At 70.2% G+C, this 22624-nt stretch carries 22 protein-coding genes; 15 read left to right on the forward strand and 7 right to left on the reverse strand.

What is annotated here, in order from left to right:
* The first annotated feature begins 283 nt into the window (after positions 1 to 283).
* From ACZ3KP_RS31545 to ACZ3KP_RS31555, 3 genes are read left to right on the forward strand one after another with little or no spacing between them, the layout of a single operon-like run.
* Entirely contained in the window at positions 284 to 2410 is a 2127-nt protein-coding gene (locus ACZ3KP_RS31545) for a helix-turn-helix transcriptional regulator (protein WP_467503847.1), read from the forward strand.
* A complete protein-coding gene (locus ACZ3KP_RS31550) occupies positions 2407 to 3399 on the forward strand; it encodes a hypothetical protein (RefSeq protein WP_467503586.1) in 993 nt (330 codons plus the stop codon). Before ACZ3KP_RS31545 ends, ACZ3KP_RS31550 begins: the two co-directional genes overlap by 4 nt.
* On the forward strand, positions 3396 to 4277 hold the full coding sequence (locus ACZ3KP_RS31555; RefSeq protein ID WP_467503588.1) for a DUF6339 family protein: 882 nt from the start codon (positions 3396 to 3398) through the stop codon (positions 4275 to 4277). Before ACZ3KP_RS31550 ends, ACZ3KP_RS31555 begins: the two co-directional genes overlap by 4 nt.
* 21 nt (positions 4278 to 4298) lie before the next feature.
* On the opposite strand, the gene ACZ3KP_RS31560 is transcribed toward ACZ3KP_RS31555, so the two are convergent.
* The 3 genes from ACZ3KP_RS31560 to ACZ3KP_RS31570 all read right to left on the reverse strand — a co-directional run bounded on the left by ACZ3KP_RS31560 (position 4299) and on the right by ACZ3KP_RS31570 (position 7001).
* Entirely contained in the window at positions 4299 to 5534 is a 1236-nt protein-coding gene (locus tag ACZ3KP_RS31560; RefSeq protein ID WP_467503590.1) for a DNA cytosine methyltransferase, read from the reverse strand.
* A 94-nt stretch (positions 5535 to 5628) separates the two neighbouring features.
* Entirely contained in the window at positions 5629 to 6600 is a 972-nt protein-coding gene (locus tag ACZ3KP_RS31565) for a DNA cytosine methyltransferase (RefSeq protein WP_467503591.1), read from the reverse strand.
* Positions 6597 to 7001: a very short patch repair endonuclease gene (locus tag ACZ3KP_RS31570; protein ID WP_467503848.1), complete on the reverse strand. Its 405-nt coding sequence runs from the start codon at positions 6999 to 7001 to the stop codon at positions 6597 to 6599. Before ACZ3KP_RS31570 ends, ACZ3KP_RS31565 begins: the two co-directional genes overlap by 4 nt.
* 1204 nt (positions 7002 to 8205) lie before the next feature.
* On the opposite strand from ACZ3KP_RS31570, the gene ACZ3KP_RS31575 reads away from it, so the two are divergent.
* From ACZ3KP_RS31575 to ACZ3KP_RS31585, 3 genes are all read left to right on the forward strand, one after another.
* Positions 8206 to 8715 carry a hypothetical protein gene (locus ACZ3KP_RS31575; RefSeq protein WP_467503593.1) on the forward strand — a complete coding sequence of 170 codons (510 nt, stop codon included), beginning with the start codon at positions 8206 to 8208 and terminating at the stop codon, positions 8713 to 8715.
* Positions 8716 to 8781: 66 nt separating this feature from the next.
* Positions 8782 to 9294: a hypothetical protein gene (locus ACZ3KP_RS31580; protein ID WP_467503595.1), complete on the forward strand. Its 513-nt coding sequence runs from the start codon at positions 8782 to 8784 to the stop codon at positions 9292 to 9294.
* Positions 9295 to 9448: 154 nt separating this feature from the next.
* Complete coding sequence (locus ACZ3KP_RS31585; protein ID WP_467503597.1) at positions 9449 to 9964, forward strand: hypothetical protein; 516 nt, start codon at positions 9449 to 9451, stop codon at positions 9962 to 9964.
* A gap of 69 nt (positions 9965 to 10033) precedes the next feature.
* Here the strand turns inward: ACZ3KP_RS31585 and ACZ3KP_RS31590 are convergent, their stop codons facing one another.
* Positions 10034 to 11047 (reverse strand): hypothetical protein, encoded by a 1014-nt coding sequence (locus ACZ3KP_RS31590; protein WP_467503598.1) that lies wholly within the window; start codon positions 11045 to 11047, stop codon positions 10034 to 10036.
* A gap of 139 nt (positions 11048 to 11186) precedes the next feature.
* The gene (locus ACZ3KP_RS31595) at positions 11187 to 12659 is read right to left on the reverse strand and encodes a glycoside hydrolase (RefSeq protein ID WP_467503600.1); all 1473 of its coding nucleotides are present in this window, start codon (positions 12657 to 12659) and stop codon (positions 11187 to 11189) included.
* A 355-nt stretch (positions 12660 to 13014) separates the two neighbouring features.
* Between ACZ3KP_RS31595 and ACZ3KP_RS31600 the strand changes: the two genes are divergently transcribed.
* From ACZ3KP_RS31600 to ACZ3KP_RS31615, 4 genes are all read left to right on the forward strand, one after another.
* Positions 13015 to 13752, forward strand: a complete 738-nt coding sequence (locus ACZ3KP_RS31600; protein WP_467503602.1) for a class E sortase — start codon at positions 13015 to 13017, stop codon at positions 13750 to 13752.
* Between the two features lie 16 nt (positions 13753 to 13768).
* On the forward strand, positions 13769 to 14089 hold the full coding sequence (locus tag ACZ3KP_RS31605; protein WP_358982221.1) for a DUF6412 domain-containing protein: 321 nt from the start codon (positions 13769 to 13771) through the stop codon (positions 14087 to 14089).
* A gap of 97 nt (positions 14090 to 14186) precedes the next feature.
* Complete coding sequence (locus ACZ3KP_RS31610) at positions 14187 to 14903, forward strand: YidC/Oxa1 family membrane protein insertase (protein WP_467503605.1); 717 nt, start codon at positions 14187 to 14189, stop codon at positions 14901 to 14903.
* Positions 14904 to 15051: 148 nt separating this feature from the next.
* Entirely contained in the window at positions 15052 to 15909 is an 858-nt protein-coding gene (locus tag ACZ3KP_RS31615; RefSeq protein WP_467503607.1) for a fumarylacetoacetate hydrolase family protein, read from the forward strand.
* 124 nt (positions 15910 to 16033) lie between these two features.
* On the opposite strand, the gene ACZ3KP_RS31620 is transcribed toward ACZ3KP_RS31615, so the two are convergent.
* Entirely contained in the window at positions 16034 to 16534 is a 501-nt protein-coding gene (locus ACZ3KP_RS31620; RefSeq protein WP_358982229.1) for a heme-degrading domain-containing protein, read from the reverse strand.
* A complete protein-coding gene (locus ACZ3KP_RS31625) occupies positions 16534 to 17610 on the reverse strand; it encodes a Gfo/Idh/MocA family protein (protein WP_467503609.1) in 1077 nt (358 codons plus the stop codon). The genes ACZ3KP_RS31620 and ACZ3KP_RS31625 overlap by 1 nt, the downstream gene beginning before the upstream one ends.
* 48 nt (positions 17611 to 17658) lie before the next feature.
* On the opposite strand from ACZ3KP_RS31625, the gene ACZ3KP_RS31630 reads away from it, so the two are divergent.
* The 5 genes from ACZ3KP_RS31630 (at position 17659) to ACZ3KP_RS31650 (ending at position 22594) form a co-directional block, all read left to right on the forward strand.
* Positions 17659 to 18825 (forward strand): ROK family transcriptional regulator, encoded by a 1167-nt coding sequence (locus ACZ3KP_RS31630; protein ID WP_467503611.1) that lies wholly within the window; start codon positions 17659 to 17661, stop codon positions 18823 to 18825.
* 104 nt (positions 18826 to 18929) lie between these two features.
* Positions 18930 to 19802, forward strand: a complete 873-nt coding sequence (locus ACZ3KP_RS31635; RefSeq protein WP_467503612.1) for a hypothetical protein — start codon at positions 18930 to 18932, stop codon at positions 19800 to 19802.
* Between the two features lie 683 nt (positions 19803 to 20485).
* Positions 20486 to 21265: an HAD-IIA family hydrolase gene (locus ACZ3KP_RS31640; protein WP_358982235.1), complete on the forward strand. Its 780-nt coding sequence runs from the start codon at positions 20486 to 20488 to the stop codon at positions 21263 to 21265.
* Positions 21266 to 21365: 100 nt separating this feature from the next.
* Positions 21366 to 21914 carry a hypothetical protein gene (locus tag ACZ3KP_RS31645; protein ID WP_467503614.1) on the forward strand — a complete coding sequence of 183 codons (549 nt, stop codon included), beginning with the start codon at positions 21366 to 21368 and terminating at the stop codon, positions 21912 to 21914.
* 11 nt (positions 21915 to 21925) lie between these two features.
* On the forward strand, positions 21926 to 22594 hold the full coding sequence (locus tag ACZ3KP_RS31650) for a class F sortase (RefSeq protein ID WP_467503616.1): 669 nt from the start codon (positions 21926 to 21928) through the stop codon (positions 22592 to 22594).
* Positions 22595 to 22624 lie beyond the last annotated feature (30 nt).

The raw sequence follows: 22624 nt of genomic DNA on the forward strand, positions 1-22624 counted from the left end.
TACCAAGGCTTCGGGGATTTCCTTCTCCGCCGAGCGGGTGGGGCCGCGGAAAGGACCGTACCCGGTTGCGTCGAGAGTCCGCAAGGGGGTTCGAAGGGGGAGGTCACCCGATGGCGCGCAATGGGACGAATCGGGGTGGAACGGGCTATGTCTACCAGCGCCTCGAACTCAACTGCTCAGTGAGGGATGTCAAAGACTGTTTGACGCTGGCCTCTCTGTCAAATGCCCCGGTAGGGTGTGCTGGCTGTCCGAACGTACGCGCACGACCCGAGAGCAGGTGACCGTGGAAGCAGGCGAGGACTTCGGTCCATGGCTGGCCCGGCAGTTGAAGCTCGCCGACCTGACGCAGACCGAGCTGGCCCGCGCCGTCGACGTCACGCGTGCGGCTGTCTCGGCCTGGATCACAGGAAGGGCGACTCCCCGTCCCGAGACGATCGAACGTATCGCTCGCGCCCTGAACACTGATCTGGTCACGGTGCACACCCGCACCAGCGACACTCAGGCCGGCCCCCCTGTCAGCTGGTACCACCGCCCCGGACACCTGGACGGGGGGCGGGAGTTGGGCAACGCTGCCGCGTTCGCCTTCGATGCGGACGTGTCTGTGCTGGCCCGGGAGACTGGTCAGAACAGCCTCGACGAGCGCCTTCGGGACAACGGGCTGCCGGTCCGCCTGCGTTACACCCTGCACGAGTTGACCGGCGAGACCCTGACGAAGTTCCGCGAGGCCATCCTGTGGGACGACCTCTTCCCCCACTTCGAGGCGGCCGCCGCGCAGCAGCAGAAGGTCGGAAGGACCATCGACGCGGGGCTGCGCGACATGTACGAGCGGGACCGGCTCGTCCTACTGCGCGTCGACGACTACAACGCCGCCGGTCTGACGGGGGACGACTACGGTGACGGTCGCTTCGCCGCCGTGGTGAGGCGTCAGCTCGACAGTCACAAGTCCGGTGCTTCGGCCGGCGGTTCGTACGGCCTGGGCAAGGCGACGCTGTGGGCCACGAGTCGACTGGGCCTTGTGCTCATCAACTCCACACTGTCCGAACCGCACGAGGGCCGTACCGAACGGCGATTGATCGGACGTCTGGACCTGCCGTGGCGTGAGGTCCACGGCAAACCCTGGGCGGGACCGGCGTGGCTGGGGCGCCCCGACCCCGAGTCGGAGGGAGCCGCCGTGGCGCGCTCCTGGTGGGCCGACGACGAGCAGGCCGAATCCCTCTACCTGACTCGTGAAAGTGCTGATCCCGGGACGTCGTTCCTGATCGTAGGAGCCCACGACGTGGCCAGTCTCGCGGACGACGGTCCCGTGGCTGACGGCGACGAGGGCGACGATGCCGACAGCATCGTGCGGATGCATCACAGGCTCGTATGGGCGCTGGGCAGGAATTTCTGGGCCGCGATGACGGGCGGGGGTGATCAGCTGCCGCTGCTGGAAGCTTCGGTGCGCACCATGCGCAACGGAGAGGTGGTCCTGCCGGAGGAGCGTGTGGACCCCACGGTCACCCAACCCTCCCGCACGCGCGCCCTCAAGGCGTATTTCGACGGCACGACCGTGGAGCAGTTGACAGAGTCCGGCCAGGTGGCCGCCGTCACCGTACCGCTGAACCTGCCGGTGAAGGGAGGCGGGCGGGCCTCCCAGGGCGAGCACCGCGCGGTGCTCCTCGTGACGGACGCCGAGGACGCGGACGGCAAGCAGAATCGCGTCGCGGCGATGCGCGGCAACCGTATGACAGTGCGGGACGCAGCGGTTCCCGGACTGTCGCTGTCGGTTACCCCCTTCCAGGCCGTCCTGCTGGCCGGTACGGCCGCCGGACCACGGGCGCCGTTCGCCGGCGAGGCCGAGGAGTTCCTCCGTGCTGCTGAGCCCCCGGAGCACAACAAATGGAGTCAGACCGAGGAGTTGAACCTCACCTACTCGCCGTCGGCCCACCGCAGGATCGCGGCCTTCACCCGGGACACCAACGCGGCGATCAAAGAGCTGGTGAGCCGTCCCAAGAAGAAGCCCAAGGCGGGCGGCGGGCGGCTGGCGCCCAGACTGACCGTCGGCGCGCAGAAGAAGGCGCGTCGACCCTTGGCGGCGACACTGCCGGCGCTGGAGGAGCTGGATGCCAAGGTGCGCGACGACGGTGCCTGGGAGGTGACCGGCGAGATCCGGATCCCCACTGGCGGACACTCCTGGCGGCTGGTTCCGGTGGCCAAGTTCGAGGTGCGATCCGGCCCACGTCCCGCCATCGCTTGGGCGGAGCTCGAAGGCCTGGACAACTGTCAAGTGGTGGAAGGTGCCCTGAGCTTCGGCGAGGGGCGCTCCGCTACTTTCCGTGGCGTGACCGACCCCGCGACCCACGCCGTCAGGACGAGTCTGAGCGGACTCGTCGTCGAACTGCGAAGCGGTGAAGGGGAGTCGCTGACATGAAGGTGTTCCCGTACGAAAGATTGCGCGGCACGGTCTCCCTGCGGGTGGACGCAGCGAGCGTCAAGGCACTTGAGCAGCCGCGCGAGCGGCTCGATTCCCGGGCCCGCTCCGTGGTCGAGCGGGTCGTCGCTCTCGGCTTGGCCGACACGGAGGATTGGGAGGCAGCCGCGCTGACCGTCTCAGCCACGATTCCGTCCAAGGCCACCGACCCGGACGCCCCGTGGTCCGACGTCGTGGTGGTCGCCGTGCTGACCGACAAAGCTACCAACACCCGCGTCACGGCGAAGCTCGTCCTCGAGGCGGAGGGCGGACGCGAGTGGCGCGGCGAACTGCGTGTACTGCGTGCCGACCTCTTTGACCGCGCCGCCCTCACGATCCAGGTGGTCGCCACGGTCGACGGAGTACCGGGACGGATTATCGCGGAGGCGGCCGACGACTGGATCATCGACGCCAAGGGCGACACTCCGACCCGGGAACAGAGCTTCGAAATCAAGGAGGTCGGCTTTGCGAAGGGACCTGGCTGGCTGCGGAAGTTCACGGACGCCCCGTGGATCGTGAACGCGTCGGGCACCCTTCCCACCGTGCACATCAACACCGACTTCGCCGGCATCACGGACGTCCTCGGAGCCGAGGGCCGGGGCCCCGAGGCATTGGTCAACGAGATGATGGTGTCTCAGATGGCGGCTGACGTGTGGATCGCGGTCTTCCACTCGGCCATCGGCGACCTGGACATCGAGGACGACGGGACCCCGCTGTTCCCGCACGGCTGGCAGGGCGAGGTACTAAGGGAGATGCTTCCCGATGTCGTGCCCGATCGGACTTTGGAGGACGCCTTGCGCGAGGTGCACCGCCGTCGTACCGGCGCGACGGGATGGACCGAGCTGCAACCGCGTATCCAGTACGCGGCGATGCGCAGGGCCGAGGTCCCCAGGGCGCTCTCGGAGACGGTACGCAGTCTGGAAAAGCTCAAGCGTGAGGACGAGGTATGACCCAGGCCCCAGATTATCTGCCGGAACACCTGGGCCGGCTGCCTGACGAGGAGGCTGTGCGGTTCCTCACGGACGGCCTCCTGGCGGGGAAGGACAACGTCCCGGCGATCGCCCTCAACGAGGCCGCCGAGCCGCTGCCCGAGAGCCCGAGGTGGCGATTGCGCGCGGTGCGGGACCTGGTCGAGGACGCCATGTACGTGTGCCGGGACGGCCGTCCCACGCAGGCCGACGCCTGGCTCGCGCCCCGCCTGCACGCGACACTCCGCCTCAGTCGCACGGAGGCCGCAGACTCCGCCCTGTGGAACTATCTCGCCCTGGGCGTCGCCCCCGACTTCGTGGTCTGGCGACACCTGTCCGAATCGAAGAAGGCCGTCAACGCACGCTATTTCAAGGGCCCGTACCACAAGCAGGCGTTCGCCCGACTCTGGTGGTCCGCCGAACTGTTCCGTGACGGCTCCGACTACGAACCTGTCGTCGTCGCCTGCGGCAACCAGGACATGCTGAACACGGTGCTGAGGCTGGACGTCATCGACCACCGACCCACCGCGCAGGCACTGGTCCGCCTGCTGAAGCGAGGGGTCATACGGACGGGCCGAGATGCGAACGCCCTGGCCAAGGCGGTCAACACGGCGGCCGCGACCCTGATGTACGACGTGCTCGCTCCGGACGCGGAGCGGGACGCCAGCGCCGTGCGGAGCTGGATCGACGAGGGGGAGGCAGGCGTCACCGTGCACCGCCACTCCCTCCCCGCCGGTCCCGTCGAAGAACGGGTTCCCGAGGAATCGGTGGAGCGCCTCACGGACCACTTCGCGGAGCTCTTCACGGACGCGCCTGTTCGTGGCAAGGAGACGAGCGCGGAGGACATGGAGGACGACTGATCACCGCCCCCATTGCCACCGCTACTGCGACTGCGGGGGCTGCCAGGACCTCAATGCCTCGACAGCGTGCTCCTTGTGGCCCTCGTCCAGCCGCAGGGCCGCGCACAGCATGTTCACGGCGAGCAGCGGTGGGATGGCGTTCCCGATCTGCTGCGCCACGTCGGTGCCCCGCCAGGGGTACTCGGCCGGGAAGGTCTGCAACAGGCCGGCCTCGCGGAACGTGAAGCGTTCCTGCTCGGTTCCCAGTTCGGGCTCGCCCTGCGCGTTGAAGCCCTTGAGATCGAACACCGTGTTGCGGCGCACTTTGCCAGTGACGGTGGCGGCGGGCGCGTCGGAGGTGCGGAGCCCCCGCTTTTTGGGGTCGCCACCGGAGCCGTAGTTGGAGCGGACGACAAAGTCCGTGGAGCGCGACCCCTTGAGTGCGTCACCCATGGAGACCCAGGGCAGCACCGGGCGGGGACGCAAGTCCGGACCGTCGAAGAGCGAGTTCTGTCGTGGGTCGACCGGCTGTGCAACGGTCTCTTTCCGCGCCGCGGACAGGCGTTGTGCCCCCTTGTGGTACCGCTGGTGGGTGATGCGTGGAAACTCCACGCCCCGGCTGTCACCGTCGCCGCGGAGCCGGGCGATCAGCACCGCGCGGCGACGCGTCTGTGGTACCCCGTACTCCTCGGTATGGAAGATGTCGCATTCGGCGTCATAGCCAAGCTCTCGCAGGATTTCGCGGTACTTCTTCCACACGGGAAGGACGGTCGGGACCTGCTCCAGTATCACGACTTCGTAGGGGACCGACTTGATCCGCTTCTCGACGATCCACCGCAGGGGTTGGAGCACCAGTCCGGTGCGTTCGTCGGCCCACGCGAGTTCGACGGCTCTGCGTTCCACTTCCGCCCAGGCTTTCTCCAACTCCTCAGGGGTGTCGCACTCGCCCACCTTCTCGGCGAGGTCCGTCACTTCGTCGAGCGCTTTGTGCCCCTCCCGGTTTCCGGCCACCGAATAGGTCTGGCAAGGCGGCCCTCCGGTGAGGACGCGGGCCGAACAGACCTCAGGATCGAGCGGGTTCATCCTCGCGACGTCGCCCACTTCGGTGGTGCGGAGGCCGGCAGCACGTCGAGTGATTCGCGTAGACTTGTCCCATTCGATACCGATTGCTGGCATTCCTAGCACCTCGGCCGCGATGTCCAGGCCCCCGGGTCCCGCGAAAAGATCTACGATCACGGGGGAGTCCTGGTTCGCGTACGGATGAGGTGCGTGGGTCATGGATGGAGTGTAGCCGGCGGTGATGATCTTTTTCGTAGCGATCGTGGGGCTGTGTGAGCCTCCGTCCTCAGCCCTCTGACCGGCGAAATTGCGTTCACGACCGGAGTGCCTGGGCGATCGCCGCGCCGAGGGCCTCACCGACAGGCGGTGGGGAGGCGTGACCGATCTGACGGTAGCGGGCCGTCTTCTTGCCGGTGATCTCCCATTCCGGGGGAAAGCCTTGGAGGAGGGCCGCTTGGTCCACCGTGATCTGCACCATGCCTTCTCTGCCGAGCGCGGGGTCCCAGTGAAAGTCTGGCCCAGGGATCGTGTCGCCCAGCGAATGGGCGTTGACGCCCATGCTCGCCCATTTTTGTTTGGTCCCGGAAGGGCCGAGATCGGCTCCGCCTCGCTTCTTCGACCCACCGACCAACGTCGGCGCCACGGACCTCGCCTGTGCCGCCCAGCGGTCGGCGTCCTGCCAGCCGTGTGATCGCATGGAAGGTCCCAGGGCCTCGCCGACCGGTATGTGTCTCGACGCGGTGCGCGAGGGCTGCAGGAAGGCCGGGAACCACTCCCTCTTAAGCGCCAACAGGACCCCCTGCCTGCGGTCCTGCGGTACTCCGAAGTCGGCGGCGTTGAGGATGAACCATCTGAACCCGTAACCGAGGTGCTCCAGTTCGGCGTGGGCGAAGTCGTGGAAGCCGCGGAATTTCTTCGGGTCCGTGAAACCGGGCACGTTCTCGATCAGCAGCGCCCGGGGCCTGATCGCGTGGGCGAGATAGACAGCGGCCCTCAGCAGCCGCTCCTCGGTGCTCGAGTCGGTCCGTGTGACCGTGGCGTTCGACTTCACCCTCGGGGGTCCCGCCGACAGGAGATCCACGTCGTAGCACTCTCGATGCTCAGCGGGATCCAGGTCCAGCAGATCGGCTTCGAGCACGTTCCAGTTCGGTCTGTTGGTCCGGAGGGTACGGCAGGCATCGGCGTCCTCGTCCAGCAGCAGTTTCGGCTCGAAACCGGCCCTCTCGAGGCCCAGGGCGAGCCCACCGGCTCCCGAGCACACGTCGACGAACGTCAGTTGGCTCATCGGGCGGTTCCCCCTCTTCTCAGCTCTGCTCCCCGTTGTTCCACTACCGCAGCGACCCGCCGGGCAACGTCTTCGGGTGCCTCGTGCTCCCAGAACCGCAAGACGTTCCACCCGACGGCTTCGAGATGCGCGGTGGTCTCCAGATCACGCGCCATGTTCCGCTCGAGCTTCTGCCGCCACCACTCCGCGTTCGACTTGGGGTGCGTGGCGTGGACGGGGCAGCCGTGCCAGAAGCAGCCGTCGATGAGGACCGCGACCTTGGCTCGAGTGAAGGCCACGTCGATCCGTCGCCTGGGCATGCCCGGCACGGGATACTCCACGCGATATCGCAGTCCGGCCGCGTGCAACAACCGTCGCACGGCGAGCTCGGCCTCCGTGTCCTTGCTCACCTGCTTGCTCATGCGGGCGGAAACGGCAAGAGAGGAGGGGGCGACGTTCGGCACGGGATCATTTTGCCGGCGTAGGCGGTTCGGCGTGTAGCCGGAGAAGGACTCGCCTCACTGGAGTGGGCGTCATCGGCAGAGGGACCGCCCGCTTCTTTGCCAGTGTCGTGCCTCCGCGGCCCGCCTCAAGGGCGCTGCGCGTCGGCTGCGCCGATGGCCCTGCGGGCCACCCTTGACCCGGGCCGCTCCGGCACGGGGGAGAAGCGAGCGGGCGGCCCGGGGAAAGTGGGCGGCTTGGCGGGGTGTGCCACCGGGGTGGGCTGCGGTCTTGGCCCGGGTTGCGGGCGCGGTCGACCGTCCGGGCACGCCGGGTGGGGTGGCGGCTGGCGGGTTGTTCGGAGAGAGGAGGGGCTCAAAAAGTGTCCGGTGGTGCTCTTTCCCGCCCGGGAATGTGGTGACGGATCGACTGCGGAACGTACGCCGCGATCGGGGGGACGTTCCACCGCGGGGCCCGGCATCAGGTTGCGGAGTGCGACTGTTTCAAGTGCTGCGGAGCGCCGACCGCCTGGGCAATGATCATTGCTCAGGCGGCGTTGGCCGCATCGGCTGTCAGCCGGCGCTATCGGTGAGGGCGACGCTCTGGGGGTTCCGGGGTAGCCGACGACCTGCTCGGTGGCGTCCCACTTGTCGTCGGAGTGGCGGATGGCGTGATAGGTCTTGGTCCCGGAGACGACGCCGATCTGCGTGTCGCCGCCGGTGGTCTGTCCGGTGGTGACCTGGGTGACGTCGCCGAGTGCGTCGAGCAGGTTGGTGACGTCGCTCCGCTTCGACCACTTCTCGTCTGCGTCCTGGGGGGCGTGGTAGACCCTGCCGCCCGCGAGTCCAATCAGAGCCAAGCCCGGACCGGTGGAGGTGACGGCGACTGCGGTGAACGCGGCTTGGCGCCGAAGGGAGCGCATTTCTACGTCGGCGCCGACGAGATTCGTGTCTTCAGCCACGGGGGAGGGCTAGGTGCCAAGGGGATCCGACTCAAAACTGGTATGGCGTCGGAAAAGAGTGTTCAGAAGGTTCTTGACACACTCGGAAGCAGTCCTGAACTTCGGAAGGATCTGATTCAGAAAGCAAGGGTTGCGCAAAATTAGATGAATGCGCACAATTGGGAGGACGTAGAAAATCAGGCTCTCGAGCTCCAGTTCTTGAGCAAGGCATGGGAGGAGCTGGGGTGACGGGTGCAGAATTCATCGCCCGCGCGATCTCTACTGGCTCGCTTCTCGGGTTCGGGGTCGGTGACAGTCCTGAAGCGGCAGATTCTGTAGTTCCACTCTCGTACGTGGACGACTTCACGGGTCGTGGGAACTCCAGGACTCTTCGGCGAGACTACGGCCTCTTCGAGGCGGCGTATGGTGGAGGTCCAGACTGGGCATGCCAGGCGATTTCCCTGGAAGTTCACAGGCTGCTCCATTTGCAAGACCTGCGGGAGGAGGTTCGCGAACGACTGGATGTCCAGTTCGATCCATTCACTAGCTGGGGCGACGTCCAGCGGGAGTATGAGCGGACCCCCGGAAGCAGCGTCTTGGAAGTGATCGACAGCTCGCCCGGATACCGTATCTTTCAGGCGCGTTCTCTCGGGGTTTCGGTCCACGTCCTGGATGATCCTCATGTCGTCCGTGGAGACTACCCGGGGCATGGTGATGTGTGGAGCCTGGAGATCATTCCGGCGCGCTTCATGTGAGGGAAGAAAACGCACTCTAGCCAAGCCTCTGGCGGCATTCAACTTGTATTGGAACGTACCGATCCCGTGACATATATCGATGCTCTTTTCAGCGGTGCAGAGGACGGCAGGGCGGCCGACCGCATCGACTGGGATCCGCTGCGCGAGCCCGACGCCCTGCAGGAAGTCGGCCTGCTCGACTGCAGAATGTGCCCCCTGACCGGCCGTGCCGGGCTGCTCCTGGACATGCGCACCGCTCTGCAGTACCGCACGGGAAACGCGGCGCTCCTCGTCGTCCGCGGACTGGGCTCCTTCCAATGGAGCGAAGAGCCGCTGGAGCGCATGTTTGCCGTTTTCAAAATCATGTCGAGTACTCCCGCTGCGTCCCGGCGTATGTGGCAGATGCGAATGGGTCTTTTCCCCGACGGTGAACTCTCCGTCAGCGGCAAGGCGGCGGACTTCCATCTCCTTGAGGTCGATGGGATCCCGGAAGCTCTACCGCTCTATCCCGAGCGGCCTCTGCACGAGGCTCGCCAAGACCTTCCGTGGTGGGATTCCCGGTGTACCGTGCTGCAGTCGTCCACGACGAGCAGCGCCTGACCCGGGTTGGTCGGAAGGGCGCCCGGTGGTGCTGTGACCGGGAGGGGATTCCTGGACGTCCTCACGGTTACCCGATGACGTTCTTTGCTCTGGGTGGGCTTCCGACGACCGGGAACACTATCGACCTCGACCCGTAGGGGCACCTACCGATCCCATGATTCTGATCGAAGACATTTTTACGCGGCGAGACCGCCATGAGCCCGCAGGTCCCGTCGACCGCGACCCGTTCAGGGACGACGACGCTCTGTTCGATGCGCAGCTCCTCGACTGCAGGGTGTGCCCGACGTCGAATCGTGCGGCGCTGCTTTTCGAGATGCGTACCGCGGAGCAGTTCAGCGTCGGGAACGGTGCGGTCCTCATCGCCCATGGCCTGCGGTCGTTCCACTGGGACGGGACGCCGACACGCCGGCCGTTGATGGCGTTTTCCGTGCAGGAGTACGAGCCCTCGGTGAGCGCTGAGGGTGGGGTTCGGTTGAACCTCGGGTTCTTCCCGGACGGTGCTCTCTCCGTCGTGGCGGACCGCGCGGACTTCTACCTGCTGGAAGTGTCCGGGATCCCTCAGGCGCCACCGAACTACAGCGAGCGCGATCTCGGCCAGGTTGTGAGCGGGCTGCCGTGGTGGAACTCCCCCTGCGTGGTGCTGCAGTCGTCCAGCACGAGCAGCACCTGAGGGAGCGGTACGGCTGAGTGGCCCGCCGAGGGTTTCCGCGGCGGGCCGCTTTGCTGAGGGACGTCTCCTCTATGCGCCGTGGCAGGTGTCGTAGGGCTGGTTCTGGCCGCACCAGCAGTCCGACGTGCGCTGTGGGGGCCAGGCCACGGCGCGGCCTCGGGCTGCCAGGGTCGTGGCGTACTGGGGGAGGAGGGTCGTGTCGGAGGGGGAGGAGCCCTCGGAGGCGGCGAAGGCCTCGTAGGAGGGGACCGTGCCGGTGACGATGCCCAGGTTGGGGGTGCCGGAGGTGGAGAGTTCGCGGAGGGAGGACTCTATGGTCGCGAGGTGCTCGGGGTGGGAGGGGTACTCCGTGGTCAGGGTCGGGTACGCCGACAGGAGCTCCGTCAGTTCTTCCGCCGGCCAGTGCAGGACCGCCACCGGGAAGGGGCGGGAGAGGGCCTCTCGGTAGGTGCCGAGTTCGGCGCGGAGGCGCGAGATTTCTGCCTCCAGCTCCTGGGGGTTGTCGGAGCCCAGGGACCACACGCGCTTCGGGTCGTGGAGTTCGTCCAGGGAGACGGGGGACGAGTGCAGGGTGTCGGCGCGGGCGTCCCAGTCGTCGTGGGGGAGGCCGAGCATGCGGCGGACCCGGTGGCGGCCGAAGAGCAGCGGGTGCGTCGCGTAGGGGGGTTCGGCCACGTCCGTCAGGAGGAGGGTGGCCGCCTGCGTGAACGTGTCGTGGGCCGCTTCCAGCTCGTCGTGGGATTCGAGGGATTCGGCGACGATGACCCAGGGGGCCGGGTCGCGGGGGGCCGTGGCACGGATGCCGTCGATGATCGCCCTGGCCTCCGCCTCGTGGTCGTACTCCCACAGGTTCGACGCCTTGAGGGCCCGGACGAGGGGCGCGTTCTCCAGGGTGTCCTGGGTGGCGAGGAGGCGGTCGTAGAGCGCGGTGGCGGCGGGGCGGGCGTCGGCCAGTTCCAGGTGGGCCGCGGCCCGGAGGAGGAGGGCTTCGGCGTCTTCGGGGTAGCGGTCGGCGGTCCGCTCCAGGCGTGCCGCTTCGGCGGTGTGGTCGACGACGTTCTCGGCAGGCGTGTCGGGGCGCATGGACGACACGGTACTGCCCGGCGGTGACAAAGGAGAGAGAGGGATCGGGAGGGGGTGGAGAGAGGGAGGGGCGGCTGTCGGTTGTGGTGCAGGGGGATGGGGGCGGTTCCCCCTGCACCGGGGCGGGTGGGGGGCAGGGTCAGATCGTCACGCCGTCTATCTGGAGGGTCTGTACCGCCTTCGCCGGCAGCGACACCGCCACCGTCTTTCCGGAGACATAGGTGTCCGAGTACGACTTGTAGGCGTCGCCGCCCGTCGTCACCGTGTTCCAGCGGGGGACCAGGCCGCCGGTGCCGCCGGTCACCGAGCTGAAGCCGGAGAGGTTGAAGGTGAAGGTCTGGGCGGAGGTGGCGGTGTTCAGGGCCACGATCACCAGGCGTCTGGCCGAGGAGTCGTAGGCCGCCACGGCGTTGCTCACGCCCGTGTCGAGGATCTTCATGCCGGGGCGGATGTGACGGCTGAACTGGGCCATCACGTAGTACTTGGTGGTGACCGCGCCCGCCGCCAGGGTGTTCGCGTCGTACGAGATCATCGCCCAGTTCGTGGACGGGTCCATGACCTGCCAGTAGACCCACGCGGTGGGGTGCAGCCAGCGGAAGTCGTAGAGCAGGTTGAAGGCCATGGTGTAGCCGGTGCCGTCGTTGTCGCCGGTCTCCGAGTTCCACAGGGCCTTGCCGGCCGTCGTGACGACGTCCGTGTAGAGGAGGTCGCGGCGGCCTCCGGAGCCCTGGTAGCCGTGGACGTTGACGCGGTCCACGTAGCCCTTGGTGGTGGCGGAGAAGGCGCCCCAGGTGGTGCGGGCCAGGTCGTAGCTCGTCTCGTCCGATGCCGAGATCTTGGTGCCGGTGAGGCCCCTGCTGTTCAACTCGCTGCGGAGGTAGGGGAGCACGGCCGCCTGGACGGTCGCGTCCATGTGGCAGCCCTCCTGGGTGCCGGTCGCCGTCCACCAGGAGGACGACGGTTCGTTGAAGGCCTCCACCGTCGCGAAGTTCACGCCCCAGTGGTTCTTGGCGTACAGGGCGACCGAGGCGAGGTGGGAGGCGTGCTGGCGGTAGTTCCAGGACTGGAGGTTGTTGCCGCCGTCCGAGGCGCCGGACGGGTTGTGGTTCAGGCACATCCACCACATGGGCGAGTTGGCGAAGAGCTCGGCGGTGGCGCCCCGGTTGACGGCCTTGACGAGCATCGCGCGCTGGGTCGCGTCCGCCGTCCAGTTCCAGGCCGAGGAGGTGGGGTCCTCGTTGTTCCAGTCCTGCCAGTAACCCTCGATCTGCTTGAACGCGGGGATGTTGGCGGAGGCGACCATGCTCTCGCCGTTCACGGTGTTCCAGCTGCACGCGCCCAGGTTGTAGCGGGCGATGTTCAGGCCCAGGCCCGGGAGTGAAGTGCTGTTGTACGTCGTCGACTTGGTGGTGAAGAAGATGTCGGCGAAGTCGTCGCGGGTGCCGAAGACGTTGCCCCACCAGGCGAGGGACGTGCCCCAGCCCTCCCAGGTGCCCCATGACGTCGACGGGCTGACGGTGATCGTCGCGTCGGCGCGGGCCGTGCCGGTGGCCAGGGCGCTGCCCAGGAGGCCGCCTCCGGCGGCGGCCAGGAGTGTTCTGCGTCGGATCATGGCTGCTTCTCAACCTCTCCGTGCGGCTCAAACACCGGTTCCCGAACCGGCGTCGACTCGTCCCCCCGCATGCCAACACGAAGCATCAGGTGTGGCGTGTGGGGTTGTCGAGAGTTGTGGCAGTGCTTTCTAAAAGCGGTGGAGGAAGGGGTTGGGGGGTGGGGCTCGGGCGGGGGTTGCGGTAGCTCTGGTGACTTGGTCGCGGTCGTCCTATCGTGCGGGCCCAACCGGCGGGCTGCGGGGTGGCGGGAGGTGTGCGGTGCGGTGGGTCGTGGGGCACGGTGACCGGCGGTGGCCGGTGCGGCGACGGCGGGTGGCGCGAGGGCGGGTGGGGCGAGGGCGGGTGGGGCGGCGGGTGCTGTGGACCGGAGGTGAACTGCTCGTCACCGTGGGCGTGGTGCTGATGCTCCTGGTCGTGCACCAGCTGTGGTGGACCAACCGGGAGGCGAAGCAGGGGGCCGAGCGGAAGGTGCAGGCGCTGGAGCGTGAGTGGGGGGAGGGCGACGGGTCGAGCGTGCGTGGTGGCGTGGTCAAGGGGCGTTCGGGGGGCGCGGGGGGTACAGGGGGGCCGGGGGGTTCCGCGTCGGCCGCCGGTGCCGGCACCGGACGGCGGGGGACCTCGTACACCACCCGGGTCGTCGCCTCCCAGGCGTACGCCGTCCTCGTCATCCCGCGGCTCGGCCTGCGCGTGCCGATCGCCGAGGGCGTCAGCAAGCCGAAGGTGCTCAACCACGGGTACGTCGGCCACTACCCGGGCACCCAACAGCCCGGCCAGGCCGGGAACTTCGCGCTCGCCGGGCACCGGAACACGCACGGCGAACCGTTCCGCTACCTCCCCCGGCTGCGGCGCGCGGACACGATCGAGGTCGAGACGGACGCCGGGACCTACACCTACGCGGTCGACCAGATCCTGCCGCAGACGTCGTCCCTGGACTCCGGGGTCGTCCGGCCCGTACCGCGTTCGATCGTGAAACCGTCGTACGGGTACCGGGAGCCGGGGTACTACATCACGCTCACCACCTGCACGCCCGAGTTCACCTCGCGGTACCGGATGGTGGTGTGGGGGAAACTGGTCTCGTATAAAGTTCGGTGAGGAGAGGGGAGTTGACATGCGCGTATACGGCCGCCGGGCCTTGGCCTCGCGTTCCGTCGCCCTGCTCCTGCTCGTCCTGTTCGATCTGCTGCTGCTCGACTCCGGCAGCCTCTTCACCACCGTCGCGCTCGCCGCGACCGCCGCCGCCGGTTCGGCCCTCGCCGTCAGCTGCCTGCTCGCCGCGCGCTCCGCGCCCGTCGTGCCGCCCACCCGGGTCCGTACGGCGATCCGCGACCGGGCCCGGCGCACGGCCTTCCTCGCGCAACGGGATCCGGACGCGAAGGGCCGTACCAGGCCGCGAGCACCCGGAATCCGCCTCCAGGCGACCGCCGCGTAAGGCACCCGGAACCCGTTCCCGGTGACCCCGCGCGGGTCGTCATGCCGTCCCACCTCATCACCACGGCACGACGAGACCCCCTGGAGGGCTCCCACCCATGTCCGTTTTCGCCGGCCTGGTCGAGCATCTCGCCGACCTGCTCCAGCCGCTCTTCCACGCGTCCGCGGCCGCCGCCGCGATCGTCCTGTTCACCGCACTCGTACGACTGCTCGTGCACCCCCTGTCCCGAGCCGCCGCCCGCGGCCAGCGCGCCCGGGCCGCGCTCCAGCCCAGGGTCGCCGAACTGCGCAGGAAGCACGGGAAGAACCAGCAGGCCCTGCAGAAGGCCGTGCTGGAGCTGCACGCCGAGGAGAAGGTCTCCCCGTTGTCCGGCTGCCTGCCGGGGCTGTTGCAGCTGCCCGCGTTCTTCCTCCTCTACCACCTCTTCTCCAACCCGACGATCGGCGGCCAGGACAACGGCCTGCTCGCCCATGACCTGCTGGGGGCTCCGCTCGGCGGTCGGTGGCTCGATCTGCTGGGGGGTACCGGGGGCGGGGTGTTCGGCGGTGCGGGACTGGTGTACGCGGGGCTGTTCGTCCTCGTCGCCGTCGTCGCCGGCTTCAACTTCCTGCGGGCGAAGCGGACGGCGGTGCCGGGCGCCGTCGTCGGTGAGGGGGAGCAGTCGGTGCCGGGGGTGGAGGCGGTCACCAAGGTCATGCCCTACCTGTCGTTCTTCACGCTCTTCACCGTGGCCGTGGTGCCCCTCGCCGCCGCGCTGTACGTGGTGACCAGTACCGCCTGGAGCGCGGTGGAGCGCGCGGTGCTGTACCGGTGAGAGGGTGAGGGGGCGAGGGGCGGAGGGTTACGGTCCAGTACGTGAACAGGCTCTTGCCCGCTGTACGCGCATCTTGGAGGATCGACCAGTCCTCCGATGGCTGCACCCATCGGCCGGGCGCTCGCTATCAAGGGAGACGGTGACGACCATGAAGCTGCTGCGAGTCGGTACGGCGGGTGCGGAGCGGCCCGCTCTGCTCGACGCCGAGGGGGTCCTGCGGGACCTGTCCGGTGTCGTGGACGACATCGACGGCGCGCTGCTCGCCGACGACGCCGCCCTCGGCCGGGTCCGGGCCGCCGCCGACGCCGGGGAGCTGCCCGCGCTCGACGCGACCGGGCTGCGGATCGGGCCGCCGCTGGGGCGGATCGGCAAGGTCGTGTGCATCGGGCTCAACTACCACGACCACGCCCGCGAGACCGGGGCCGAGCCGCCGGCCGAGCCGGTCGTCTTCTTCAAGGCCGCGGACACGGTCGTCGGGCCGTACGACACCGTGCTGGTGCCGCGCGGGTCGGTGAAGACCGACTGGGAGGTGGAGCTCGCCGTCGTCATCGGGCGCACCGCCCGCTATGTGGCGGACGACGAGGACCCGCTGGCGTACGTCGCCGGGTACGCCGTCGCGCACGACGTCTCCGAGCGGGAGTTCCAGATCGAGCGGGGCGGGACCTGGGACAAGGGGAAGAACTGCGAGACGTTCAACCCGCTGGGGCCGTGGCTGGTGACCGGCGACGAGGTGGGGGATCCGCAGGGGCTGTCGCTCAAGCTGTGGGTGAACGGGGAGCTGAAGCAGGACGGGACGACCGCCGAGCAGATCTTCTCGGTCGCCGAAGTCGTGCGGTACATCAGCCAGTTCATGGTGCTGTACCCCGGGGACGTCATCAACACGGGGACGCCGGCGGGGGTGGCCATGGGGGCGCCGGAGCCGAAGCCGTTCCTTCGGAGTGGGGATGTGGTCGAGCTGGAGATCGGCGGGCTCGGGCGGCAGCGGCAGGTGTTCAAGGACGCCTGAGGGGCGGGGGGTTCGGCTGCGTGGGCGGGTGCGGGTAGTCCGTGGTTGCTCGCGCCCGCGCGGCGGAGCCGCACATCGAATACAGCCCCGCGCCCCTTCGGGGCGCGCTCCAGCTGACGTGCGTTTACAGCTTCAAGTATGTCTCCAAAGCCTCCACCACGAAGCGGTGGTCCTGGAGTTGGGGGAGGCCCGAGACCGTGACGGAGCCGATCACGCCCACGTTCTCCACCGTGATCGGGAAGGAGCCGCCGTGGGCCGCGTACGCGTCGGGGTCCAGGCGGGAGGACTCCTCGAACGTCGTGCCCTTGGCCCGGTAGCGGGCTCCCACCAGGTAGGACGGTGCGCCGTAGCGCTCCACCACTCGGCGCTTGCGGGTGATCCAGGCGTCGTTGTCAGGGGTGGAGCCGGGCAGGGCGGCGTGGAAGAGCTGCTGGCCCGCGCGGTGGATGTCCACGGCCACCGGGGCCTGGCGTTCCCGTGCCATCTCCACCAGCAGGGAGCCCAGCGCCCACGCGTCGTCGTTCGTGAACTGCGGGAAGACCAGGCGGCGTTGCTGGGCCTCCAGCTCCTCGACCGACGGGGTGAGCTCGGGGGTGGACCGGGGGGTGATCTGCGGGTGGTGCATCAGAGGGTCACCGTCACTTTCTCGGCCGCCGAACGGCGGGCTGCTTCCAGTACGTCCAGGGCGGCGGCCGCCTCCGGCGCGGTCACCGGGTTGGGACCCTCGCCCCGCAGGGCCCGGGCCACGGCCGCGTAGTACGCGGGGTAGTCGCCGGGGAGGGTGGGGACGGCGCGGCCGCCACCGGTGACCGGGGACTCGCCGGCGCCGATCCGGCCGTGCAGCGACTCCGGTTCGACGCCCCAGCCGTCCGAGGCGCCCGGACGGTCGCCCTCGCGCAGGGCCGCCTCCTGCGGGTCCAGGCCGTACTTCACGTACCCCGCCTTCGAGCCCAGCACCCGGAAGCGCGGGCCGAGCTGGGCCGTAGTCGCCGAGACGTAGAGGTGGGAGCGGACGCCGTTCGCGTGGGTGAGCGCGAGGAAGGTGTCGTCGTCGGTCTCGGCGCCGTCCCGGCGGACGACCGCCTCCGCGTACACCTCGGTGGCCGGGCCGAAGAGGGTCAGGGCCTGGTCGACGACGTGGCTGCCGAGGTCGTAGAGGAGACCTCCGATCTCTGCGGGGTCGCCGGACTCGCGCCAGCCGCCCTTGGGCTGCGGGCGCCAGCGTTCGAAGCGGGACTCGAAGCGCCACACCTCGCCCAGTTCGCCGTCCGCCAGGAGCTTGCGCAGGGTCAGGAAGTCGTTGTCCCAGCGGCGGTTCTGGAAGACCGAGAGCAGCAGGCCACGCTCCTCGGCGAGGGCGGCCAGGCCGCGGGCCTCGGCGGCGGTACCGGCGACCGGCTTGTCCACCACGACCGGGAGGCCCGCCTTGAGGGCGGTCGTCGCGAGCGGGACGTGGGTCTTGTTCGGGGAGGCGATGACGACCAGGTCGAGATCGTCGGCCCGGTCGAACAGGTCGGCCGGGGCGGCGACCGTCCGGACGCCGGTGAACTCGGCCTTCGCCTGCGCCTGCCGCTCGGGGTTCGAGGTGACCACCGTGTCCAGGGCGAGGCCCTCGGTGGCGGCGATCAGAGGTGCGTGGAAGACGGATCCGGCGAGGCCGTAGCCGATGAGGCCGACGCGCAGGGGAGAGGCAGCTGTCATGCGTCCTACTTTCGCAACGCTGTTGCCTAAGTGCAAGTGGCGGGGAGAATGGGGCGTGTGAACATGACGACGAGCGGCACGGGGAGCAGCGCTGTGCGAGGCGGTGCCCGGGGCGGCACGAGGGGCGGGCCGGGGCCGGTCGGGGCGAACCTGCTCGCCGTGCGCAGCCACAACACCGCGCTGGTGCTGGATCTGCTGCGGACCGCCGGGAGCGGGGGCATCAGCCGGCTCGAACTGGCCGGGCGGACCGGGCTCACCCCCCAGGCGGTCAGCAAGATCACCGCCCGGCTGCGGGAGGAGGGCCTCGCGGCGGAGGCCGGGCGGCGCGCTTCCACGGGGGGCAAGCCGGCCACCGTGCTGCGGCTGGTGCCGGAGGCGGGGCACGCCGTGGGGGTGCATCTCGACCGGGACGAGCTGCGGGCGGTGCTGGTCGACCTCGACGGGAAGGTGGTGGCGGAGCGGCGCGCCGCACTGGACCTCGGGGCGGGGGCGGTGGCCGTGCTGGGGGCGCTCGCGGCGGCGGCCGGGGAGCTGATCGGGTACGGGGGCGCCTCGTTGCTCGGGGTCGGGGTGGCGGCGCCCGGGCCGCTCGACCACGTCCACGGGGTGCTGCACCGGGTCACCGGGTTCCCCGAGTGGGACGGGTTCCCGCTGCGGGACGCGCTCGCGGAGCGGCTCGGGGTGCCGGTGGTCGTCGACAAGGACACCAACGCGGCCGCCCTCGGGCTCGCGGTCGGCGGGGAGGGCGGTTCCTTCGCGTACGTGCACCTCGGGACGGGCCTCGGAGCCGGGCTGGTGATCGGCGGCAGCGTGCACCGGGGGCCGCGGACCGGGGCGGGGGAGCTCGGCCACCAGGTCATCCAGCTGGACGGCCCGCCGTGCCACTGCGGCAACCGTGGCTGCGTCGAGGCGCTGTGCCTGGCGGCGGTGGGCCGGGCGGAGCCGGAAGAGGCGGCGCGGGTCCTCGGCGCCGGGGCCGCGAACCTCGCCGGGCTGCTCGACATCGACCTCGTGCTGCTCGGCGGCCGCACGATCGCCGCCGCGCCGGAGACCTTCGTCCGAGGGGTCGCCGCCGTCCTCGACGAACGCGCCCGGCGCGAGGGTTCGCTCGGCACGACCGTCCCCGTCCGCCTCGCCCCCGGCGGGGACCGCGCGGTCGCGGAGGGCGCGGCGCAGCTGCTCCTGGCGCCGCTCTTCGGCCGGGCGGACGGGTAGGAGGGGGAGAGGGAGGGGGCGGGGGGCTGAACGGGCGGAGTTGTCCCCCGTGCTCGGAGTGGTGGCCGACGGACCCCGCCGGCGTCCGGCAGAGTCACCTGTTCATGCGCATGCGACTGAGCACCCCTCTGTCCCTCTGCCTAGCCGCCGCAGCCGTCGTCCTCGTGCCTGTGCCGCCGGCGACCGCGGCCCCTCTCGTCGCCGAGGCGTCCTGTGTGGGCGCCGACGCACGGGACTTCCCGCTCACCACCCGTATCCACGGCGGCCCCACGTCCTACGAGCCCGGCGGCGGTTACGGCACCTGGTACCTGGACCTCACCAACACCACGAACCGCACCTGCACCGACGTCCACCCGGTCGTCGTCCTCGTCGACGACCACCGTGTCCTCAAGCCCTCCCAGACCGAGCTGGAGTTCTACGACGGCGCGCACCCCCGCCCGGTCCCGCTGACCGGGACCGACGAGTCCGAACTCATCGGGGTGTTCGACGGGAACGACTTCCCGGGGTTCACCGTGGCGCCCGCGGCGACCGTCTCGGTCAAGGTCAGAGTCGCCTTCGCCGCCGACGCCGTGCCGAACGCGGTCACCGCGGACGCCGCCCTCGTGCAGCGGCGGGGCTCGGACGGCGCCTGGGTCGGGGAGTCCAACGACTACCGCTTCGGCATCGGCCAGGAGCCGCCCCCACCGCCGCCCACGATCACGGCCGCCCCGGCCACCCCGGCCTCCGCCCTCCCCTCGGACGGCACGGAGGCGGTCTCCGGCGAGGCCACCCCGGACGCCTCCCCCGGGGCCACCCCCGGAGTCGTCCCCTCCGACGGCGCCGCCCTGCCCTTCGCCGCCGAGGCCGCGGACGCCGGGGAACGCGCCCGGGAGCTGGCCCGCACCGGCCTCGGCGTGGCCCACGGACTGCTCACGGCCACGGCCGCGCTGCTCGCCGTGGGGGCGAGCGCCTTCGTCCTGGCACGCCGCCGTCGGTGACCCGGGTGGACCGGAGCCCGGGTGCCAGGACAGCCCGCCTGCCTGCTCGGGGTGCCCGGCTGTCCGCTCCTGGGCTACCAGGGCAGCCCGGTCGCCGGGCCCGGGTGCCCGGCTGTCCGCCCCCCAGCTGCGGAGCCCCCGGGCTGCGGTGGCCCGGAGTCGCGGGGTCGCGAAGTCCTGGGCTGCGGAGCGCGGGGGCTGCGGTGGTCCGGAGTCGTGGGGTCGCGGGGTCGCGAAGTCCTGGGCTGCGGAGCGCGGGGGCTGCGGTGGCCCGGAGTCGCGGGGTCGCGAAGTCCTGGGCTGCGGAGCGCGGGGGCTGCGGTGGCCCGGAGTCGCGGGGTCGCGAAGTCCTGGGCTGCGGAGCCCCCGGGCTGCGGTGGCCCGGAGTCGCGGGGTCGCGAAGTCCTGGGCTGCGGAGCGCGGGGGCCGCGGTGGCCCGGAGTCGCGGAGCGCGGAGTCGCAAGGTCGCGGTCGTCGGGCCGTCGACCTGAGGGTGGCACCTGACGGGCGTCGTGCGTCGCGGGCGGCCAGTTCGCGGTCCGGTGGCCGACCAGCAGGTGAGCAGGGCGTTCCCCGGTGATCCCGGCGTTGTCTAGGCTGGGGGCGCCGGTACGCCGTGGTTCCGGCGCGCCCGGCCCAGGCATGACCGCACACCGCATACGCACGCCAGGAGACCCACCCACATGGCAGACCGCAAGCCCATCGAGTCGTGGCTCACCGACATGGACGGCGTTCTCATCCACGAGGGGGTCCCGATCCCCGGCGCGGACGCCTTCCTGAAGAAGCTCCAGGAGTCCGGGCGGCCCTTCCTGGTGCTGACCAACAACTCCATCTACACCGCCCGTGACCTGCACGCGCGGCTGCGGCGGATGGGCCTGGACGTGCCGGTGGAGAACATCTGGACCTCCGCCCTCGCCACCGCCCAGTTCCTGGACGACCAGCGGCCCGGCGGCAGCGCCTACGTCATCGGCGAGGCCGGTCTGACCACCGCGCTGCACGACATCGGGTACATCCTCACCGACCACGAGCCCGACTTCGTGATCCTCGGCGAGACCCGCACCTACTCCTTCGAGGCGCTCACCAAGGCGGTGCGCCTGATCAACGACGGCGCACGGTTCATCGCCACCAACCCCGACAACGTGGGCCCCTCCACCGAGGGCGACCTGCCCGCCACCGGTTCCGTCGCCGCGCTGATCACGGCCGCGACCGGCAAGAAGCCGTACTTCGTCGGCAAGCCCAACCCCCTGATGATGCGCGCCGGGCTGAACGCGATCGGCGCGCACTCGGAGACCTCCGCGATGATCGGCGACCGGATGGACACCGACGTCCTCGCGGGCCTGGAGGCCGGCATGCGCACCTTCCTGGTGCTCTCCGGCGTCACCCAGCCCGCCGACGTCGACCGGTACCCGTTCCGTCCCTCCGAGGTCGTCGACTCGATCGCGAACCTCGTCGACCTGGTCTGAGCGGCCAAACCCGACCTCACCCGGACGGAGCAATCTGGCGCCTTCCGAGGATGCGTGGGTGCCTGGTGCGGGGGAGCCTCCAGATATCTGGAGGTTCACGATGGGCTCATTTCGCCTCACTCTCTGTACCGGGCTCCTGGCCTCGGCCGTCGGGCTCCTCCCGGCGGCCGCGTCCGCGGCGGACGGCCGGGGGATCACCGTGACCCCGGCCTCGCCGGCCCCCGGCTCCGTGGTGACCCTGCGGGTCAGCGGCTGCTCCGGCACGACCGGCGCCGCCGCCTCGACGGCCTTCGTCTCGGACGCCCGGCTCAGCGGCTCCGACGGCACGCTGACCGGCGAGACCCAGGTCCGCTCCGCGGCGGCCCCCGGCTCCTACGACGTCCGGGTCGGCTGCGCCGGAGCGGCCGTCACCGGCAGCGTCACCGTCGCGGCGCGGCCGCCGTCCGGCCAGGACGCGCCCGACGCCCTGCTCTCCTCACCCATCGCGCCCGTGCACGCGGGCGGCGGGGGCACCGCTCCGCTCGCCTCGGTGGACTCCCGTTCGGCCGGTCCGGACGCCGCGCAGGCGGTCACCGGCCTCCTCCTCGCCGGATTCGCCGCGGCCGCCGTCGGGCTGCTGAGCGCCCGCCGGAGCCGCGGCTCGCGCTGAGGACGGGGCCGATGTCCGACGACACCGAACGTTCCACCGGGACCGGACGGCTGCTGACCGGCATGACCTGGGCCGTCCTGCTGCTCGGGCTGTGGCTGTGGGGCCGCGGGGTCACCGAGGTGCCCGACGGCCTGACCGGGCCCACCACGGGTGACATGGCCGCCGTCGGCCGCCCCGCGGACGCCGGGCTGCCGTCCGCCGCCGCGCCGTTGGGCCCGGCCGTGCCCGAGCGCATCGACATCCCCGACCTGGGCGTGCAGGCCCCCGTGGTGGCCCGCGGCCTCGACCGCGACGGCGGGGTCGACCCGCCGCCCTTCGACCAGCCCGGCGTGGTCGGCTGGTACCGGTCGGGGACCGGCCCCGGAGCGGCGGGCACCGCGGTCCTGGTCGGGCACGTCGACACCCGGACCCGGCCCGCGGTCTTCTACAAGATCAGTGCCCTGCGGCCGGGGGAGACGATCCGAGTGGTCCGCTCCGACAACACGGTGGCCGAGTTCACCGTCGAGGACACCCGGGTCCTGCCCCGCGACCACTTCGACGCCCGGCAGGCCTACGGCCCCCGCGAGCCGGGCCGCGCCGAACTCCGCCTGATCACCTGCGGCGGCGCCTTCGACCGGACCACCGGAAGCTACACGGCGAACGTGGTCGTCTCGGCGTACCTCACCGGCACCACCCCGTAGGGCACCTGACGCCCGGTCGGCGGCCCGCTC

This window comes from Streptomyces sp. NPDC020958 (assembly GCF_055562175.1).